Annotated in this window: 15 protein-coding genes and 1 pseudogene; 12 read left to right on the top strand and 4 right to left on the bottom strand. The window is 53.5% G+C overall.

The window, feature by feature from the left end; translation table 11 throughout:
* Position 1: 1 nt before the first annotated feature.
* Complete coding sequence (gene malF / locus ACH0VJ_RS08225; protein WP_000382565.1) at positions 2 to 1546, bottom strand: maltose ABC transporter permease MalF; 1545 nt, start codon at positions 1544 to 1546, stop codon at positions 2 to 4.
* Positions 1547 to 1588: 42 nt separating this feature from the next.
* Here malF and ACH0VJ_RS08220 point away from each other — a divergent pair.
* A pseudogene (locus ACH0VJ_RS08220) lies at positions 1589 to 1729 on the top strand (hypothetical protein); the annotation flags it as partial.
* Here the strand turns inward: ACH0VJ_RS08220 and malE are convergent.
* Positions 1678 to 2868, bottom strand: a complete 1191-nt coding sequence (malE, locus tag ACH0VJ_RS08215) for a maltose/maltodextrin ABC transporter substrate-binding protein MalE (protein ID WP_000695415.1) — start codon at positions 2866 to 2868, stop codon at positions 1678 to 1680. The pseudogene ACH0VJ_RS08220 and the gene malE overlap by 52 nt on opposite strands.
* A 361-nt stretch (positions 2869 to 3229) precedes the next feature.
* On the opposite strand from malE, the gene malK reads away from it, so the two are divergent.
* From malK to ubiA, 5 genes are all read left to right on the top strand, one after another.
* Positions 3230 to 4339, top strand: coding sequence for a maltose/maltodextrin ABC transporter ATP-binding protein MalK (malK, locus tag ACH0VJ_RS08210; RefSeq protein ID WP_000179176.1), 1110 nt, complete (start codon positions 3230 to 3232; stop codon positions 4337 to 4339).
* 88 nt (positions 4340 to 4427) lie between these two features.
* Positions 4428 to 5786 carry a maltoporin gene (locus ACH0VJ_RS08205; protein ID WP_000973642.1) on the top strand — a complete coding sequence of 453 codons (1359 nt, stop codon included), beginning with the start codon at positions 4428 to 4430 and terminating at the stop codon, positions 5784 to 5786.
* Positions 5787 to 5949: 163 nt separating this feature from the next.
* Positions 5950 to 6867 (top strand): maltose operon protein MalM, encoded by a 918-nt coding sequence (gene malM / locus ACH0VJ_RS08200; protein ID WP_000782497.1) that lies wholly within the window; start codon positions 5950 to 5952, stop codon positions 6865 to 6867.
* 180 nt (positions 6868 to 7047) lie between these two features.
* On the top strand, positions 7048 to 7545 hold the full coding sequence (ubiC, locus tag ACH0VJ_RS08195) for a chorismate lyase (protein ID WP_000019219.1): 498 nt from the start codon (positions 7048 to 7050) through the stop codon (positions 7543 to 7545).
* Between the two features lie 13 nt (positions 7546 to 7558).
* Complete coding sequence (gene ubiA / locus ACH0VJ_RS08190) at positions 7559 to 8431, top strand: 4-hydroxybenzoate octaprenyltransferase (protein ID WP_000455249.1); 873 nt, start codon at positions 7559 to 7561, stop codon at positions 8429 to 8431.
* Between the two features lie 98 nt (positions 8432 to 8529).
* Here the strand turns inward: ubiA and plsB are convergent, their stop codons facing one another.
* On the bottom strand, positions 8530 to 10950 hold the full coding sequence (gene plsB, locus ACH0VJ_RS08185) for a glycerol-3-phosphate 1-O-acyltransferase PlsB (RefSeq protein WP_000017360.1): 2421 nt from the start codon (positions 10948 to 10950) through the stop codon (positions 8530 to 8532).
* 170 nt (positions 10951 to 11120) lie between these two features.
* On the opposite strand from plsB, the gene ACH0VJ_RS08180 reads away from it, so the two are divergent.
* The 5 genes from ACH0VJ_RS08180 (at position 11121) to ACH0VJ_RS08160 (ending at position 14051) form a co-directional block, all read left to right on the top strand.
* On the top strand, positions 11121 to 11489 hold the full coding sequence (locus ACH0VJ_RS08180) for a diacylglycerol kinase (RefSeq protein ID WP_000002900.1): 369 nt from the start codon (positions 11121 to 11123) through the stop codon (positions 11487 to 11489).
* A gap of 108 nt (positions 11490 to 11597) precedes the next feature.
* Entirely contained in the window at positions 11598 to 12206 is a 609-nt protein-coding gene (gene lexA / locus ACH0VJ_RS08175) for a transcriptional repressor LexA (RefSeq protein WP_000646079.1), read from the top strand.
* Between the two features lie 178 nt (positions 12207 to 12384).
* Positions 12385 to 13710: an MATE family efflux transporter DinF gene (gene dinF / locus ACH0VJ_RS08170; RefSeq protein WP_001128103.1), complete on the top strand. Its 1326-nt coding sequence runs from the start codon at positions 12385 to 12387 to the stop codon at positions 13708 to 13710.
* Positions 13707 to 13820, top strand: a complete 114-nt coding sequence (locus ACH0VJ_RS08165; protein WP_001575282.1) for a hypothetical protein — start codon at positions 13707 to 13709, stop codon at positions 13818 to 13820. The genes dinF and ACH0VJ_RS08165 overlap by 4 nt, the downstream gene beginning before the upstream one ends.
* A 21-nt stretch (positions 13821 to 13841) precedes the next feature.
* Positions 13842 to 14051: a CsbD family protein gene (locus ACH0VJ_RS08160; RefSeq protein WP_001030592.1), complete on the top strand. Its 210-nt coding sequence runs from the start codon at positions 13842 to 13844 to the stop codon at positions 14049 to 14051.
* Between the two features lie 99 nt (positions 14052 to 14150).
* Here the strand turns inward: ACH0VJ_RS08160 and zur are convergent, their stop codons facing one another.
* Positions 14151 to 14666 carry a zinc uptake transcriptional repressor Zur gene (zur, locus tag ACH0VJ_RS08155; RefSeq protein WP_000416272.1) on the bottom strand — a complete coding sequence of 172 codons (516 nt, stop codon included), beginning with the start codon at positions 14664 to 14666 and terminating at the stop codon, positions 14151 to 14153.
* Between the two features lie 246 nt (positions 14667 to 14912).
* On the opposite strand from zur, the gene ACH0VJ_RS08150 reads away from it, so the two are divergent.
* Positions 14913 to 16223 (top strand): conjugal transfer protein TraF, encoded by a 1311-nt coding sequence (locus tag ACH0VJ_RS08150; protein ID WP_001039330.1) that lies wholly within the window; start codon positions 14913 to 14915, stop codon positions 16221 to 16223.
* Positions 16224 to 16300: the final 77 nt, after the last annotated feature.

Here is a 16300-nt window from a genome sequence, read left to right as displayed (position 1 = left end):
CTTAATCAAACTTCATACGCGTGGCTTTCAGGTTCACTATTGCCAGCGCGCCTACCAGCAGGAAGATCAGCGTGGCAATGGCCGCCGCCAGACCGAAGTCCTGACCGCCGCCGCCTTCAAAGGCGATACGGTAGGTGTAGCTGACGAGCAAATCGGTATAACCGGCAGGCGTGGTGGTGCCGAGACGGTCTGGCCCGCCGTTGGTCAATAACTGAATCAGGACAAAGTTATTAAAGTTAAAGGCGAAGCTGGCGATCATCAGCGGCGTTAGCGGCTTAATCAGCAGCGGTAAGGTGATCTTAAAGAAATTCTGAAATGGACCGGCGCCGTCCATTGCGGAGGCTTCGTACAGGTCATCCGGAATCGCTTTCAGCAGCCCCATACACAGGATCATCATGTAGGGATAGCCCAGCCAGGTATTCACGATAATCACCATTGCCCGCGCGGTGTTGGGGTCGCTGAACCAGGCAGGTTTAATGCCGAACAGCGCGCTCAGCATCATATTGATTTCGCCAAAGCTTTGGTTGAATAACCCTTTGAAAATCAAAATTGAAATAAACGACGGTACGGCGTAGGGCAGAATCAGCAGGACGCGGTAGATAGCTTTACCTTTCAGCGCTTCCCACTGTACGAGGCAGGCCAATACCATCCCAACCGCCACGGTTAACACCACAGTGAGGACCGAAAAGACCACGGTCCAGACGAAGATAGCGAAAAAGGGCTTCTGGATCCCTTCGTCGGTAAAGACGCGCGTAAAGTTTTTCGCGCCGATAGTAACGGTATAACCAGGACTGAGTTTTTCATCACCCCAGCTTCCGTCGGCGTTGATCGACTGATAATAACCGCTATCGTTGTTTGGCCGGTATTTTACGCCGCTCTGGTTATTGGTCAGCAGGCCGTCATCAGCCAGTGTGTACAGCGGACGAGTACCGGAAAACTGACGTAGCGAGCTCATAATTACTTTACTTTCATCCGGCAGGACGGCGGTTATCTGGTTCAGCGCCAGACGGTTCTGGGTGATTATCCGCAGATTGGCGCGTTCGCCGCCCGGCAGGGCATCGGTCTCTTTCAGCTGTAATTTTTGTTCGCCGCCGAAGGAAAATGCGTCAGACAGGTAATGTTTGCCCGTTTCTCCGTCGGTGAGGGCCAGTTGCCACTCGTCGCCGGCCGGGTAAAGACCGAAGTTATAGGTTTTTCCTGCCTGATAAGAACGGTCCATCAGCACTTGCTGGGCGCGTTCAAAGGTGAGCTGGTTGGTGCTGCTGTAGTTAGTAAAGGCGATAGCGATGGTGCACACCAGCGGGAATAGCACAAACAGCCCCATGCCGGCGAGGCCAGGGTAAACGTAGCGCCAGGCATAGGTTTTACGATTTGCGAAAATATACAGGCCAGCAGAGCTTAAAATCAGCGTCATGATGGCGAACAGATACTCCCCTTGTACGTACATTAAAACTACAAGGTAACCCACCAGCAGGCCCAGCAGACCAATTACTGACCATTTAAGCTGGTCGCTTTGCCACCAGTGTTTCTTTTTAATGACATCCATGGGGGTTTTCCTCTACAGCGTTGAAACTTCCTGGCCGGAGATGTGCCTGATGGCGCTGCGCTTATCAGGCCTACGGTGTGTTGTAGGCCGGATAAGGCATTTATGCCGCCATCCGGCACAGGCTCGCGGCATTACTTAGTGATACGGCTTTGTGCATCTTTCAGCGCGGCATCCACGGTTTGACGGCCGCTGGCGGCGTTGATCACAGCCGTACGTACCGCATACCAGAAGGCGGACATCTGCGGAATATTCGGCATGATCTCGCCTTTCTGGGCGTTATCCATGGTGGCGGCGATACGGGGGTCTTTCGCTAACTGCTCCTGGAAAGATTTCAGCGCCACGGCGCCCAGCGGTTTATCTTTGTTCACCGCTTCCAGACCCTGATCGGTCAGCAGGTAGTTTTCGAGGAACTCTTTCGCCAGCTCCTTGTTCGGGCTGGCAGCGTTAATCCCCGCGCTCAGCACGCCGACGAACGGTTTCGAGGGTTTACCTTTGAAGGTCGGCAGCAGGGTGACACCGTAGTTGACTTTGCTCTTGTCGATGTTCGACCATGCCCACGGACCGTTGATGGTCATTGCCGTTTCGCCTTTATTGAAGGCTGCTTCGGCGATGGAGTAATCGGTATCGGCGCTCATATTTTTGTTCTTGATCATATCGATCAGGAAAGTCAGGCCCGCTTTCGCGCCGGCGTTGTCGACGCCAACGTCTTTCACGTCATACTTGCCGTTTTCAAATTTGAACGCGTAACCGCCGTCAGCGGCGATCAAAGGCCAGGTGAAATACGGCTCTTGCAGGTTGAACATTATCGCCGACTTCCCTTTCGCTTTTAGCTCTTTATCCAGCGCCGGGATCTCTTCCCAGGTTTTCGGCGGGTTCGGGACGAGGTCTTTGTTATAAATCAGGGAGAGGGCTTCAACGGCGATGGGGTAGGCGATCAGCTTGCCGTTATAACGTACCGCATCCCAGGTGAACGGATAGAGTTTGTCCTGAAACGCTTTATCCGGAGTGACCTCCGCCAGCAGACCAGACTGCGCGTAGCCGCCAAAACGGTCGTGCGCCCAGAAGATAATGTCAGGACCGTCGCCGGTGGCTGCCACCTGCGGGAATTTCTCTTCCAGCTTATCCGGGTGCTCAACGGTCACTTTAATGCCGGTGTCTTGCTCAAATTTTTTACCGACCTCGGCCAGACCGTTATAGCCCTTGTCGCCGTTGATCCAGATAACCAGTTTACCTTCTTCAATTTTGGCGAGAGCCGGGGCGGAAATCATCATCGTCGTAAGTGCGGATAATGCGAGGATGCCTACGCCAGTTTTAATCTTCATATCTCCCATCCTTTTTGGTGATGTACACAGAGGTGGTTTAACGGTCTCTAGTTTCTTTATACGACAACCTCTTTCCATCCTCCCCGCCCCTACGCCCCACCCCGGCTTTATGTGATCTGTGTTGCATAAATGTGAGTAATGCGTGCTGGCGCACACAAAAACACGCCGATTTTTGCGGGCGGCATCACGAAATTCCTTTTCTGCCCGCACCCGTGGTCTCAGGCGCTGTGTCCTCATCCTCCCGCCTCCTCCCCCATAAAAAAGCCGGGGGGTGGAGGATTTACCCCAGTCAGGGATCGCGCATAGTCAGGCCATCATGAATGTTGCTGTCAATGACAGGTTGTAACGAAGGGAGAAGGGCATGGCGAGCGTACAGCTACGAAATGTAACGAAAGCCTGGGGTGACGTGGTGGTATCGAAAGATATTAACCTCGATATCCATGACGGGGAGTTCGTGGTGTTTGTCGGACCGTCAGGCTGTGGTAAATCGACCTTGCTGCGTATGATCGCCGGGCTTGAAACCATCACCAGTGGCGACCTGTTTATCGGGGAAACCCGTATGAATGATATTCCGCCTGCCGAGCGCGGCGTGGGCATGGTATTCCAGTCTTATGCGCTCTATCCCCATCTCTCCGTTGCAGAAAACATGTCTTTCGGCCTCAAGCTGGCGGGCGCCAAAAAAGAGGTAATGAATCAACGCGTCAATCAGGTGGCGGAAGTGCTGCAACTGGCGCATCTGCTGGAACGTAAGCCAAAAGCGCTTTCCGGCGGGCAGCGTCAGCGCGTAGCGATTGGCCGCACGCTGGTGGCGGAGCCGCGTGTGTTTTTGCTGGATGAACCGCTCTCTAACCTGGACGCCGCGCTGCGCGTGCAGATGCGCATTGAAATTTCTCGCCTGCATAAACGTCTGGGCCGCACGATGATTTACGTCACCCACGATCAGGTCGAGGCGATGACCCTGGCCGACAAAATCGTGGTGCTGGACGCCGGTCGCGTTGCGCAGGTCGGTAAGCCGCTGGAGCTGTACCACTATCCGGCGGACCGCTTTGTCGCGGGCTTCATCGGCTCGCCGAAGATGAACTTCCTGCCGGTGAAAGTGACCGCCACCGCGATTGAACAAGTCCAGGTCGAACTGCCGAATCGCCAGCAAATCTGGCTGCCGGTCGAAAGTCGCGGCGTGCAGGTCGGCGCCAATATGTCTTTAGGCATTCGGCCGGAACACCTGCTGCCGAGCGATATCGCCGATGTCACCCTGGAAGGCGAAGTCCAGGTTGTCGAGCAGTTAGGGCACGAAACACAAATTCATATCCAGATCCCCGCCATCCGTCAAAACCTGGTTTATCGCCAGAATGACGTGGTGTTGGTAGAAGAGGGCGCCACATTCGCTATCGGCCTGCCGCCAGAGCGCTGTCATCTGTTCCGCGAGGATGGCAGCGCATGTCGTCGTCTGCATCAAGAGCCGGGTGTTTAAGGCCTCCATAAAAAAACGAAACGCAAAACCATTCGCAGTTTTAGAAGGTGGCAGCGTTTAAAGAAAAGCAATGATCTCAGGAGATAGAATGATGATTACTCTGCGCAAACTCCCACTGGCAGTTGCTGTCGCAGCGGGCGTAATGTCCGCTCAGGCAATGGCTGTCGATTTCCACGGTTACGCCCGTTCCGGTATTGGCTGGACGGGAAGCGGCGGCGAACAACAATGTTTCCAGGCAACAGGTGCCCAAAGTAAATACCGTCTCGGTAACGAATGTGAAACCTATGCGGAACTGAAACTGGGCCAGGAAGTGTGGAAAGAGGGCGATAAGAGCTTCTATTTCGACACCAACGTCGCCTATTCGGTTAACCAGCAGAACGACTGGGAATCGACCGATCCCGCCTTCCGCGAAGCGAACGTGCAGGGTAAAAACCTGATTGAATGGCTGCCGGGCTCTACCATCTGGGCCGGTAAGCGCTTCTATCAGCGTCATGACGTACACATGATCGACTTCTACTACTGGGATATTTCAGGTCCTGGCGCAGGTATCGAAAATATCGATCTGGGCTTCGGTAAGCTTTCGCTGGCGGCGACCCGGTCTACTGAAGCGGGCGGCTCTTACACCTTCAGCAGCCAGAATATTTATGATGAAGTAAAAGATACCGCTAACGACGTCTTTGACGTACGTCTGGCTGGTCTGCAAACGAACCCGGACGGCGTACTGGAGCTGGGCGTTGATTACGGTCGCGCCAATACGACCGATGGTTATAAGCTGGCGGATGGGGCATCGAAAGACGGCTGGATGTTCACCGCCGAACATACGCAAAGCATGTTGAAAGGCTATAACAAGTTTGTCGTGCAATATGCCACCGATGCCATGACCACGCAGGGTAAAGGCCAGGCGCGCGGTTCCGACGGTTCTTCATCTTTCACTGAAGAATTACCTGATGGAACCAAAATTAATTATGCCAATAAGGTCATCAATAATAATGGCGATATGTGGCGTATTTTGGATCATGGCGCCATCTCGCTTGGTGATAAATGGGATTTGATGTACGTCGGTATGTACCAGAATATCGATTGGGATAATAACCTGGGTACTGAGTGGTGGACCGTGGGCGTACGTCCAATGTACAAGTGGACGCCAATCATGAGTACCCTGCTGGAAGTCGGCTACGACAACGTGAAATCTCAGCAGACCGGCGATCGTAACAATCAATATAAAATCACCCTGGCGCAACAGTGGCAGGCGGGCGACAGCATCTGGTCGCGTCCGGCTATCCGTATTTTCGCCACCTACGCGAAATGGGATGAGAAATGGGGCTATATCAAAGACGGCGATAACATTTCCCGTTATGCCGCAGCGACTAACTCCGGCATTTCCACCAACAGCCGTGGCGATAGCGATGAGTGGACCTTCGGCGCCCAGATGGAAATCTGGTGGTAATACGATGGTCATCTGACGTAACGAGGGGCGCAAGCCCCTCTGAAACATCAGGTCTGATGATGCTTGTAAGCCGAATAAGGCGCCAGCCGCCATTCGGCGATATGTTTGGGTTGGCGCGCTATTGCCTGGCTACCGCTGAACCCGCCTTATTGAGGTGAGAATAATGAAAATGAAGAAAAGTCTCGTCGCCCTCTGTTTAACCGCAGGGCTGTTCGCCAGCGTGCCGGGTATCAGCCTGGCGGAAGTGAACTATGTACCGCAAAATACCAGCGCCGCGCCCGCTATTCCTGCTGCTGCGCTACAGCAATTAACCTGGACGCCTGTAGATCAGTCAAAAACGCAGTCTACCCAACTGGCGACGGGTGGCCAGCGCCTTGACGTCGCCGGCATTACCGGCCCGGTCGCCGCTTATAGCGTTCCGGCGAATATCGGCGAGCTGACATTAACTCTGACCAGCGAGGTCAATAAGCAAGCCAGCGTTTTTGCGCCAAACGTGTTGATTCTTGACCAAAATATGACGCCTTCGGCGTTCTTCCCCAGCAGTTACTTTACTTATCAGCAGCCGGGCGTCATGAGCGCAGACCGGCTGGAAGGCGTGATGCGCCTGACGCCTGCGTTGGGGCAGCAGAAACTCTATGTTCTGGTGTTTACGACCGAAAAAGATCTTCAGCAAACCACTACGCTGCTCGATCCGGCAAAAGCCTATGCCAAAGGCGTCGGTAACTCTATCCCGGATATTCCCGATCCAGTTGCTCGCCATACCACTGACGGCGTGGTGAAACTGAAGGTGAAAACCAACAGCAGCTCCAGCGTATTGGTCGGGCCGTTGTTTGGCTCGTCCGGTACCGGGCCGGTAACGGTAGGCAATACCGCCGCGCCGGTCGCTGCGCCAGCGCCAGTCGCGCCGAAGAAAAGCGAACCGATGTTGAACGATACGGAAAGCTACTTTAATAAAGCGATTAAGGATGCCGTAGCGAAAGGCGACGTCGATAAAGCGCTGAAACTGCTTGATGAGGCCGAACGTCTGGGATCGACATCTGCCCGTTCCACCTTTATCAGCAGTGTAAAAGGCAAGGGGTAATTATTTCCCCACAGTGCTGATTTTGCAGCAACTGGTGCGTCTCCTGGCGCACCTTTTTTTATCATTTCATGCGAATTGTTATTTTTTTGTTGCGCAACAGATCACTTAATTGTGATTGCGCCCCCCGTAATGTCTTTTCTGAGATACAATGACTTTAGGTTATGAATCGGAGAGTAAGGCATGTCACACCCTGCGTTAACGCAACTGCGTGCGCTGCGCTATTTTGATGCGATTCCTGCGCTTGAACCCCATTTGCTGGACTGGCTGTTGCTGGAAGATTCTATGACTAAACGTTTTGAGCAGCAGGGAAAGCGGGTAAGCGTGACGCTGATTCGGGAAGCGTTTGTCGGCCAAAGTGAGGTCGAGGAAGCATCAGGTTTACTGCCATCAGAATCCCGCTACTGGTTACGTGAGATACTGCTTTGCGCTGACGGCGAGCCCTGGCTTGCCGGACGTACCGTGGTACCGGAATCCACGCTGTGCGGACCTGAACAGGTCTTACAACATCTGGGTAAAACCCCGCTTGGACGTTATCTATTTACATCATCGACACTGACCCGCGATTTTATTGAAATTGGACGCGATGCAACGCTGTGGGGGCGCCGCTCTCGACTGCGGTTGAGCGGAAAGCCACTGTTGCTTACCGAGCTTTTTTTACCTGCATCGCCGCTGTACTGAGAGGAAGATAAAGATGGAGTGGAGTCTGACGCAGAGTAAGCTGCTGGCGTTTCACCGTTTGATGCGTACAGATAAGCCTATTGGCGCGTTGCTGCTGCTCTGGCCGACGCTTTGGGCACTATGGGTGGCGACGCCGGGTATGCCTCAGCTGTGGATTTTGGCGGTTTTTGTCGCTGGCGTGTGGTTAATGCGCGCGGCGGGCTGCGTGGTGAATGATTACGCCGATCGTAAATTTGACGGACATGTAAAACGTACGGTCAACCGGCCTTTACCCAGCGGCGCCGTGACAGAGAAAGAAGCGCGCAACCTGTTTGTGGTGCTGGTGCTGCTGGCGTTTCTGTTGGTGCTGACGCTGAACGCCATGACGATTCTGCTTTCCGTGGCGGCGCTGGCGTTGGCCTGGGTTTATCCCTTTATGAAACGCTACACCCACCTGCCGCAGGTCGTGCTGGGGGCCGCTTTCGGCTGGTCAATCCCCATGGCGTTCGCCGCGGTGAGCGAATCCCTGCCGTTGAGCTGCTGGCTGATGTTCCTCGCCAATATTCTCTGGGCGGTGGCTTACGATACGCAATATGCGATGGTCGACAGAGATGATGATATCAAGATAGGCATTAAATCGACGGCGATCCTGTTTGGTCGTTATGACACATTGATTATCGGGATTCTGCAGCTTGGCGTCATGGCGTTAATGGCGCTGATCGGCTGGTTGAATGGTCTGGGATGGGGATATTACTGGGCTGTGCTGGTGGCGGGCGCGCTGTTTGTCTACCAGCAAAAACTGATTGCGAACCGTGAGCGTGAAGCCTGCTTTAAAGCCTTTATGAACAATAACTACGTTGGCCTGGTGCTATTTTTAGGGCTGGCGATGAGTTACTGGCACTTCTGATGTCATGCCGGGCGGACCCGGCCTACAAAGCCAAAATTTTCAATACGTCATATCAGTTGCCCGATAAGCTTACGCCATCGGGCATTTCAGGCACTGGCTTACTCGCCCTGCGTCGCGCTTTCAATCGTCAGACGGACATCAGAGGTAATCAGATCGGCAAGCATCTGATATATCTTCATCGTTTCTGCCGGTTCGGCATCGCCCGTATCACTGATATAACCCTCATCCCGTAGCGTCAACACGAGTGAACTGAACACCGCTTTGTCGAAAAACTCCGGCGCGTTAATACCGTGCAGGACAGACAGACGTTGCGCCACGGTACGGCTTTCTTTCTCCAGCGTACTGCGGTTGATGGACGGATTGGCGCTCAACAGCCAGAACGTAATGGCATAACGCTGTAGCGTTTCGCGCGCGCCTGCCGCCAGCAGTTGCAGCGTACGGGAATGCGTCGGGTTGATATGCAGTTCATCATCCTGCAGGGTAATTAGCCCCTGACGCTGCATTTCACTGGCCAGCGCGTCAATGACCGAGGCTAACTCCTCGCGCTCCCAGCGCAGGAACAGCTCCGCTTTTAACATCGGATAGAGCGCTTCAACATGCTGCTGCAACGCATCACGCGAAATGCGACGATGCTGGGTGATAATCGCCGCCATCAGCGAAGGCATAATCAACATATGCGCGATATTGTTACGATAGTAGGTCATCAACACCGCCTGCTCGCGCGGCAGAATGATGATATCGCCAATGGTGTCTTTCTCGACCTCAAACTTATTCATCTGCAGCGCGTGAGCGATAAGCTCGCCAGCGCTGGCGGCAGGAACGGTTGAGTCTGTGGAATAAGGGACATTGCGCATCAGATCGAGATAGCAATCAAGCTGCTCGGTGAGCTGCTCGCGGGTGAGCGAGCGCTGACGCGACGCTAACAGCGCGGTACAACACAGGTTCATCGCGTTTGCCGCGCCAGCGTTGTTAATACGCACCATCAGATCGGCGGCGATACTATTTACCGTCGGCGTCAGCCAGGCTGGGCGTATGGCCTCTATAGGGTCGATAGATTCGCGCCACTCCGGCACATGCTGGTTCAGGTACGTCATGAGCGGCATCGGTTCGCCAAAGTTAACGTAGCCCTGACCCAGATTGCGCAGCTTGCTCAAGCCTTTCAGCATCTGCGGCAGACTCTCTTTCTCTTTTGTCGCGCCGCGCAGCTCTTTCGCATAGGTGCCCACTTCCATGACGTGCTCATAGCCGATGTAAATAGGCACTAACGTAATTGGACGGGTACCGCCGCGCAGCATCGCCTGGATAGTCATCGACAGGGTGCCGGTTTTCGGATCTAACAAACGTCCGGTACGCGAACGTCCTCCTTCGACAAAATACTCAACCGAGTAACCGCGGCTGAACAGCTCGCCCAGGTATTCGCGAAAGACGGTGGAATAGAGTTTATTCCCCTTAAAGGTGCGACGAATAAAGAACGCGCCCAGACGACGGAAAATCGGGCCAGCGGGCCAGAAATTAAGGTTAATACCGGCGGCAATGTGCGGCGGAACCAGCCCCTGATGGTACAGCACATAAGAAAGGAGCAAATAGTCCATATGGCTGCGGTGACAGGGCACATAGACGATTTCATGCCCGTCGTGCGCCAGTTGGCGTACGCGCTCGGCGTTATGCACGTTAATCCCCTGGTACAGTCGGTTCCAGGTAAACCCCAAAATCCTGTCGGTCAAACGAATCATCTCGTAAGAGAAGTTCGCCGCGATCTCTTCCATCAGCGCAATGGCGTTTTGCTGCGCTTTTTCATGAGAGATTTTTTTACTGCGCGCTTCGTCTTCTACCGCGCGGGCGATCGCTTTCGAGGCCAGCAGTTTGTTAAACAGATCCTGACGGGCGGGCAGGCGTGGGCCAACCGCCGCCAGGCGCTGGCGGGCAAAGTGCATACGCGCCACGCGAGCCAGCTTCTGCGCGATGATTTTATCGGTGCCGTGTTCATCAGCCATGCGACGCAATGAGACGGACGGCGAGAATCGGACAAAGCTATCGCGACCCAGCCAGGAGATGGCAAAGAATTTCTGTACGCCGTTCAGCATACGTAAAGGCGGGTTATCTTCTCCCTTTTCACGACCCGGCGCGCGGCCAAACATCACGGAAACGGGCACCATCTGCACGTCCAAAGCCGGATTACTCCGATGCAGATCGAGATAATCGTGAAAAAGTTTCACCGACTCTTCTTTTGGCGTGTAATAGGTAAAGACACGCGGTCCGCCGTGAATAAATACATAGCGTGGCAACAGCGCGCCGTCGATCTCCAGCGGCTCCAGCGGATCCGGGAGATCGTGCGCCAGACATTGCGCCCGCAGCGTCAGTAAGTCCGCTTTTGAGTTGTATGGCAAGACATACATAATGGGGCGAGAAGTATCGAGCCCCAATTCCTGGGCGGGTTCCGCCGGAATAGACTTGCTTTTTACCAGTATGCTTAATGGTAAATTCAGTAATTTGTAGTAAATTCGTGGCCAGCCGGACATAAACGATGTAAAGCCTCTGGTTAATAATGCAAATGCGGTGCAAGGATATCAGAAAGTTTAGCGAATTTCTGTTGTATCCCGTCATACTTCGCGCTGCGTTACGGCAGTCCGAATCGTGCAGGGCAACCGTATAATGTCATTGACGTTAATAATGTAAAAAGGTTCTTTTGATGGCCAATAATACCACTGGATTCACCAGAATTATCAAAGCGGCAGGATATTCCTGGAAAGGATTTCGCGCCGCATGGACTCACGAAGCGGCGTTTCGCCAGGAAAGTATCGCGGTATTGCTGGGCGTCATCATCGCCTGCTGGCTGGATGTGGATGCGATTACCCGTGTGTTATTGATAGGTTCCGTTTTACTTATCATGATTGTTGAAATCCTCAACAGCGCTATTGAAGCGGTCGTGGACCGCATCGGTTCTGAATACCATGAGCTTTCCGGCCGTGCGAAAGATATGGGATCGGCTGCGGTGCTACTGTCTATTTTCGTTGCCCTGATGACCTGGGGCATCCTGTTATGGTCACATTTTCGATAAAGGTTCCAAATTTTATAAATCTCTTGTTTTTTGCGCCGTTTGTGGTTCCAAAATCACCTTTAACTGTATATACTCACAGCATGATTGTATATACACCCAGGGGGCGGAATGAAAGCGTTAACGGCCAGGCAACAAGAGGTGTTTGATCTCATCCGGGATCACATCAGCCAGACAGGTATGCCACCGACGCGTGCGGAAATCGCGCAGCGTTTGGGGTTCCGTTCCCCAAACGCGGCGGAAGAACACCTTAAAGCGCTGGCGCGCAAAGGGGTGCTTGAAATCGTTTCCGGCGCATCGCGAGGTATCCGTCTGTTACAGGAAGAAGAGGACGGATTACCGCTTGTTGGGCGTGTCGCGGCGGGTGAACCGCTTCTGGCGCAGCAGCATATTGAAGGCCATTACCAGGTCGATCCTTCACTGTTCAAACCCAGCGCCGATTTCCTGCTGCGCGTGAGCGGTATGTCGATGAAAGACATCGGTATTATGGATGGGGATTTGCTGGCGGTACATAAAACGCAGGACGTCCGTAATGGCCAGGTGGTTGTCGCTCGCATTGACGATGAAGTGACAGTAAAACGCCTGAAAAAGCAGGGCAATAAAGTGGAGCTGCTGCCGGAAAACAGCGAGTTTACACCGATAGTGGTGGATCTGCGCGAACAAAGCTTTACGATTGAAGGGTTGGCGGTAGGCGTCATTCGCAACGGGGAATGGTTGTAATCTCTTTTTAATCTCCTTGTAAGCCGTCATCCGGCAATCGTGCAGCCTGATGGCGCTGCGCTTATCAGGCCTACGGGAATGCAGTTCCTGAGATGATTAATTTGTAGGCCGGATAAGGCGTTACGTCGCCATCCGGCAATGCGCTCGTTTCGTTTAACTCCTTGTCAGGCTTTTCTCCATGCCGCTTTTTACCTCCTCTGATAAAGCTCTCTGGCATCTCGCGCTGCCGATGATTTTTTCTAACATCACCGTCCCCTTGCTGGGGCTGGTCGATACGGCGGTGATTGGTCATCTGGACAGCCCGGTTTTCCTGGGCGGCGTGGCGGTGGGCGCGACTGCCACCAGCTTTCTTTTCATGCTGCTGCTATTTCTACGTATGAGCACCACCGGCCTAACGGCGCAGGCATTTGGCGCCAAAAATCCACAGGCGTTAGCCCGGGCGCTCATTCAACCGTTATTGCTGGCGCTGGGCGCAGGCGTGATGATTGTGCTATTTCGCACGCCGCTTATCGAGCTGGCTTTACATATTGTCGGCGGGAACGACGCTGTCCTGGTGCAAGCGAGACGCTTCCTTGAAATTCGTTGGCTAAGCGCTCCCGCGTCACTGGCGAATCTGGTGCTGCTCGGTTGGCTGTTAGGCGTTCAGTATGCGCGGGCGCCGGTTATCTTGTTGGTCGTGGGCAATATCCTCAATATCGCGCTCGACCTGTGGCTGGTGATGGGGCTTCATATGAACGTGCAGGGTGCTGCCCTGGCGACGGTCATCGCAGAATATGTCACGTTACTGATCGGCCTCATGATGGTACGTAAAGTTCTCCATCTCCGCGGTGTGTCGCTGGATATGCTAAAACAGGCCTGGCGCGGCAACGTGCGCCGCCTTTTGGCGCTCAATCGCGATATCATGCTGCGCTCATTGCTCCTTCAGCTTTGTTTTGGCGCAATCACGGTGTCAGGCGCGCGGCTGGGCAGCGATATTATCGCGGTAAATGCAGTCCTGATGACCTTACTCACCTTTACGGCCTATGCGCTGGACGGTTTTGCTTATGCGGTGGAGGCGCACTCCGGTCAGGCTTACGGCGCGCGTGACGGTAGCAAGCTACTGGACGTCTGGCGAGCGGCGTGTCGTCAGTCAGGAATTGTGGCCTTGTTGTTTTCCACAGTCTATGCCCTGGCAGGCGAACATATTGTCGCGTTACTGACCTCATTGCCGCAAATACAGCTACTGGCGGATCGGTATCTTATCTGGCAGGTGGTATTACCGCTGGTGGGCGTATGGTGCTATCTGCTCGACGGTATGTTTATTGGCGCGACGCGCGCTGCCGAAATGCGCAATAGCATGGCAGTCGCCGCGGGAGGATTCGCGCTGACGCTCTTCGCCCTGCCGGTATTAGGAAATCATGGTTTATGGCTGGCATTAACCGTGTTCCTGGCGCTTCGCGGTCTGTCGTTGAGCCTTATCTGGCGTCGTCACTGGCGCGAGGGTACATGGTTTGCCAGATCGTGACGGTTAAAAATTCTGAATATAAAACCGAAGGCCGAATTCCTGCCTACAATTATTATCACGTCCAGCAGAAATTGCAGTGCATTTGGGCGAATAACACCTGCTATTCCTAACCGAATGATGAGGACAAGATGATGAATAAAGACGAAGCCGGCGGTAACTGGAAACAGTTTAAAGGTAAAATGAAAGAACAATGGGGCAAACTGACCGATGACGATATGACCGTTATCGAAGGTAAACGCGACCAACTGGTAGGTAAAATCCAGGAGCGTTACGGTTACCAGAAAGATCAGGCGGAAAAAGAGGTTGTTGACTGGGAAACCCGTAACAACTATCGCTGGTAATATGTTTTCCCCTACCAGGAGTACATGGATGTGCTTCCCCCTGTTTGCCTGTGAATGCGGGCGTGCCCCTCTCTACTGCCGCCCGTTTTTCCGTTCAGGCTAACGTGGTTTTTTCTTCACCAGCACCGAGTGATCGTGACCACAGTTTCCCGGATGGCGACACGCTTCCACTTCTACGCACGCAGGGCACAGACCGTGCGCCTCAATAACGTTATGTCGTAGCGCAAAGCCCATTTTAGCCGCCAGCGTATGCATGATGTCTTCCACGCCCTCGGCACACTCTTCCTTCACCACGCCGCAACGATCGCAGATAAACATGGCCGAGCTGTGCGTCGGCTGGTCGAACAGGTGGCAAACCACATAACTATTGGTGGATTCCACTTTATGGACAAAACCCTGTTCGAGCAAAAAATCCAGCGCGCGGTAAATGGTGGGCGGTTTGGCCTGTGGTTCCGTTTCGCGCAGCAAATCGAGCAAATCGTATGCGCTGATGGCACCCTGTTGCAGACTCATCAGGCGCAGCACTTCGAGGCGCTGAGGCGTCAGGCGCACGTTGCGCTGCGCGCAGAGTTTTTCAGCTTGCGCCAGTAACTCTTGCGTTGTGGTCTTTTCCATGTAGCACCTCGAATGGCATGAAAGTCTAATCCGCTACTTTACCACGAGCTGCTTAAAACTCTGAAATTACCCCGCGACAAGATATCGCCTGCTAAGCTTTTCCGCGCCAGTATTCTCATCTATACCTAATGAGGGTCGATATTATAACAACAGGATTTAACATCACTATTTCACAGCAATAGTTCGCCTCTGTCCGGTAAAGCGTGGCGGAGGAATTACTTCACCTGATAATAAGATGGGCTAACTGTGAACAAAAACGTCAAACTTTCACTGATTGCTATCGCGGTCTCGCTTTTTATGGCAAAGCAGGCGAGCGCCGCCAATACCTGGACGGAAGCGCGTAATGACGCAATGGGCGGGACGGGCGTCGCGTCCGCGAATTATGGCAGCGGAGTACTATTAAATCCGGCGTTACTGGCAAAAGCCAAACCGGAAGACAATATCACTGTTGTCCTTCCTGCGGTCGGCGTCCAGATTACGGATAAAGACAATCTCCAGGATGAAATTGACGATATCAGCGATAAAGTGGATTACTACGATGAGGTCGTCGATAACCTTACGCTGGGGCAAATTCTGCTCAATCCGCGAGGCGTGCTGAATCAATTTCAGGGCGCCGCGCGCGACCTGGCCGATGAGCTGGAATATCTCAACGGAAAAACCGCCCGCGCCAATGCCGGCGCCGGGTTGGCGGTAAGTATTCCAGGGCAAACGCTTTCCGTGGCGTTTATCGCCAAAGGTTATGCGCATGGGCGCGTGAGTTCGTCCATTGATCAGAACGATATTCAGTATCTGCGCGATATCCAGCATGATGAACGTGTCGCGATTCGTGAAGCAGGACGCGCTGCTTTGCTGGGGTCTGACGAAATTACAAAGCATTTAAACTCTACCGCGTCGGGGCGGGTAGCGATTGTATCTGACTACGGTATTGCGCTGGCGAAGCAGTTTGTGGTGGGCGAGGTGCCTGTTTCCATTGGCGTTACGCCAAAACTGCAAAAAACCTGGCTCTATAACTACACCACCTCAATTTATAACTACGACAGTAGCGACTGGAATAGCAGCCGTTATCGCAATGACGATACGGGTTTTAACATTGATGCGGGGCTTGCTGCCGATATCGGTGAAAACTGGACGTTGGGGCTGAGCGGGCAAAATCTGGTATCTCGCGATATCGATACGAAAGATATTTACATCACTAATGGTATGACGGGAGAAACCACCAACTACAAAGATACATACCAAATCCGCCCCCAGGTTACCGCGGGCATCGCATGGCATAACGATTTGCTGACCGTAAGTGCCGATGGCGATCTGACGGAAACGAAAGGCTTTAAGAGTGAAGACAATTCACAGTACGTTGGCGTCGGCGCTGAAGTTCGACCATTGTCATGGCTGGCGGTGCGCGCAGGGTATCGTGCGGATGTGAAAAATAACGATAGCAATGTGGTTACCGGCGGTCTTGGCTTTGCGCCCTTTAACCGCGTGCATCTCGATTTAATGGGACTGTACGGCGAAGATGAAACCTGGGGGGCAGGTGCGCAGCTTACAATGACATTCTGAGGTGCTTTCACCGGAGGCGCTACGCCTCCGGTTTAGCGTTATGCTATAGTAACGCCCCTTTTTTAACCGGATGCTTA

This window comes from Salmonella sp. 2020_1459, from assembly GCF_043847915.1.
Lineage (GTDB): Bacteria > Pseudomonadota > Gammaproteobacteria > Enterobacterales > Enterobacteriaceae > Salmonella > Salmonella enterica.
This window is presented reverse-complemented; position numbering and strand designations above follow the sequence as displayed.

Bases quoted from the DNA above. Each gene is read 5' to 3' on its own strand.
- ACH0VJ_RS08180 (WP_000002900.1), top strand. From the start codon at position 11,121: ATGGCCAATAATACCACTGGATTCACCAGAATTATCAAAGCGGCAGGA.
- ACH0VJ_RS08205 (WP_000973642.1), top strand. From the start codon at position 4,428: ATGATGATTACTCTGCGCAAACTCCCACTGGCAGTTGCTGTCGCAGCG.
- malK (WP_000179176.1), top strand. From the start codon at position 3,230: ATGGCGAGCGTACAGCTACGAAATGTAACGAAAGCCTGGGGTGACGTG.
- malF (WP_000382565.1), bottom strand. From the start codon at position 1,546: ATGGATGTCATTAAAAAGAAACACTGGTGGCAAAGCGACCAGCTTAAA.
- zur (WP_000416272.1), bottom strand. From the start codon at position 14,666: ATGGAAAAGACCACAACGCAAGAGTTACTGGCGCAAGCTGAAAAACTC.
- ubiA (WP_000455249.1), top strand. From the start codon at position 7,559: ATGGAGTGGAGTCTGACGCAGAGTAAGCTGCTGGCGTTTCACCGTTTG.
- lexA (WP_000646079.1), top strand. From the start codon at position 11,598: ATGAAAGCGTTAACGGCCAGGCAACAAGAGGTGTTTGATCTCATCCGG.
- dinF (WP_001128103.1), top strand. From the start codon at position 12,385: ATGCCGCTTTTTACCTCCTCTGATAAAGCTCTCTGGCATCTCGCGCTG.
- malE (WP_000695415.1), bottom strand. From the start codon at position 2,868: ATGAAGATTAAAACTGGCGTAGGCATCCTCGCATTATCCGCACTTACG.
- ACH0VJ_RS08160 (WP_001030592.1), top strand. From the start codon at position 13,842: ATGAATAAAGACGAAGCCGGCGGTAACTGGAAACAGTTTAAAGGTAAA.
- malM (WP_000782497.1), top strand. From the start codon at position 5,950: ATGAAAATGAAGAAAAGTCTCGTCGCCCTCTGTTTAACCGCAGGGCTG.
- ubiC (WP_000019219.1), top strand. From the start codon at position 7,048: ATGTCACACCCTGCGTTAACGCAACTGCGTGCGCTGCGCTATTTTGAT.
- plsB (WP_000017360.1), bottom strand. From the start codon at position 10,950: ATGTCCGGCTGGCCACGAATTTACTACAAATTACTGAATTTACCATTA.